This window comes from Microbispora sp. NPDC049633 (genome assembly GCF_040675265.1).
Taxonomy (GTDB): Bacteria; Actinomycetota; Actinomycetes; order Streptosporangiales; family Streptosporangiaceae; genus Microbispora; species Microbispora maris.
Genome location: NZ_JBFAOO010000391.1, coordinates 1 through 2,206 on the forward strand (window position 1 = coordinate 1; position 2,206 = coordinate 2,206).

Here is a 2,206-nt window from a genome sequence, read left to right on the forward strand (position 1 = left end):
GCGGGCCGTCGCGGCCGTGCCGGACGGCGCGCTGGTCGAGGCGGCCGACTCCCTCGCCCCGGCCCTGTCGCCGCGTACGCGGACCCTGCTGTGGGACCGCACGCCGCGCGGGGCGCCGTGGGTCGCCGCCGACGTGGGTGCCAGGGCCTTCCCCTTCGGCTCGGTCCACTCACAGATCGCCCGGGTCGAGGCCCTGCGTGAGCGGGGCTACCGGGTGGTGTTCCGGGAGGCCGGATACGTGGTGCTCACCCGGCCGTAGCCGGCCGCCTCACGCGCGCACGTACGCGTGCGGGGTCGTGCCGAAGGCGTGCTTGAACGACTGGATGAACGCGCTCGGGCCGCTGTAGCCGCAGGCGGCGGCCGTCGAGGTCACCGAACGGCCGCCGGCCAGCAGGATGAGCGCGTGATGCAGCCGCAGCTGGGTCCGCCACTGCGGGAAGCTCATGCCGGTCTCCGCTCGGAACAGCCTGCTGAGCGTGCGTTCGGACGCGCCCACGACCGCGCCGAGCGCGGCGAGCGTCCGGCCGTCCGCCGGATCCGCCTCCAGGATCGCGGCCACGTCGCGCAGCCGCGGATCGGACGGCGTCGGCAGGCACAGCCGCAGCGCCTCGACCTCGCGGAGCTGGTCGAGCAGCACGCGCTCCAGGTTGGCCCGCTGCCGCGCGGCCGGCTCGTCGTCGCCGGTCAGGGCGACCACCACCTCCCGCAGCAGCGGCGTGATCGCCAGGACCGTGGGCCGGTCCAGCCGCAGCGGGTTGACCGGCGGGTCGAAGAGCAGCGCCCGCATCTCGGTCGGCCCGTACGCCTCGTGCGCGTGCGCCACCCCGGCCGGGATCCACACGCCCCGATGCGGTGGCACCACCCACTCACCGACCGGGGTCGAGATCCGCAGCACCCCGCGGTGCGGATGGATGAGCTGGTGCGAGGTGTGGTCGTGCCAGTCGAGGCGCTGGCGGTGGGCCAGGGGCACGCGGGAGGCTCCGCTGCCCTGCGGATGGCGGGTTTCCGACATGGATCGGCAGAGTATCGATAGTTCGCCGACTCGGTCCTCCGGGATGCTCGACGGAGCCTCTCGAGGAGACGATCGGTGACACAGACAACCGCACGGGCGGCACGGGCGACGTCCGCGTGGCGGCGCATGTGGCTGTGGGCGGCCGCGCACGCCATCGACGACCTGTACCAGGGACTGGTGCCGGCCTGTTTGCCCTATTTCGTGCTCGACCGGCACTACGGCTACGTGGCGGCCTCCGGGCTGACGCTGGCCGCGGCCCTGGGCAGTTCGATCCCGCAGCCGTTCATCGGTTTGGCGGTCGACCGGTTCCGCCTGGGCTGGCTGGCCGCCGCCGGCGTCGCGCTGGCCGGGCTCGGCCTCGGGCTGTCCGGGCTGGTGGAGCCGTACGCCGCGGTCTGGACCCTCGTCCTGCTGTCCGGGCTCGGGGTGGCCATGTTCCACCCGGCGGCGGGCAAGGGGGCGAGGGAGGCGGCGGGAGACAGCGCCGCGGCCATGAGTCTCTTCGCTGCGGGCGGCAGCGTCGGCTTCCTCCTCGCGCCGGTGCTGGCCACGCCCGCCCTCATCGCGATGGGCGTCGGCGCGACCGCGCTGTTCATCCCGCCGGCCCTGCTCGCCGCGTTCGTGCTGCTCAGGAATCGCCCCCCGGCCCGGGCGGCCGTGACGGGCACCCGCTCCGGCGCCGACAGGTGGGCGCCCTTCATGGTCCTCACCGGCGTCGCGGTCGTCAGGTCGGTGGCGTTCCTCGGCGTCCTCACCTTCATCGAGCTGTTCTGGATCGAGCACCTGGGCGCCGGCCGCGGTCTCGCGGGCGCGGCACTGGCCTGTTTCCTGGTCGGCGGCGTCGCGGGCACCCTGATCGGGGGGCGGCTCGCCGACCGGATCGGGCTCGTGCGCACGGTGCGGATCGGCGGCCTGCTGGTCATCCCCGCGCTCGCCGGGCTGCGTCTGCTCCCGGGGCCCTACCTGCCGCTGCTGTTCGCCGTGCCGGCGGGCATCGCGATCAACATCCCGTTCGCCGTGCTGGTCAAGCTGGGCCAGGACTACCTGCCGAACCGGCCGGGCACCGCGGCCGGTGTCACGCTCGGGCTCGCCGTGAGCGCCGGAGGGCTCGCAGGTCTTCACCGAGGACCGGCTCGAGAACGAGACCCGCGGCGAATGGTACGTCCGGCAGCTACTCGGCTCGTGCAACATCGA

Annotated in this window: 2 protein-coding genes and 1 pseudogene; 2 read left to right on the forward strand and 1 reads right to left on the reverse strand. The window is 74.3% G+C overall.

The annotated features are described in order from the left end of the window. Positions 1-259, forward strand: a pseudogene (locus AB0J39_RS39265) (hypothetical protein); the annotation flags it as partial. 9 nt (positions 260-268) lie between these two features. Here AB0J39_RS39265 and AB0J39_RS39270 read toward each other — a convergent pair. Next, positions 269-1,012, reverse strand: a complete 744-nt coding sequence (locus AB0J39_RS39270; protein ID WP_363474263.1) for a helix-turn-helix transcriptional regulator — start codon at positions 1,010-1,012, stop codon at positions 269-271. A gap of 75 nt (positions 1,013-1,087) precedes the next feature. Here AB0J39_RS39270 and AB0J39_RS39275 point away from each other — a divergent pair. Further along, positions 1,088-2,206: MFS transporter (locus AB0J39_RS39275; protein WP_363474265.1), on the forward strand; the 1,119-nt coding region annotated here is incomplete at its 3' end.

What these genes read in the sequence shown, in the direction of transcription:
- AB0J39_RS39270 (WP_363474263.1), bottom strand. Translation starts at nt 1,012, where the DNA reads ATGTCGGAAACCCGCCATCCGCAGGGCAGCGGAGCCTCCCGCGTGCCC.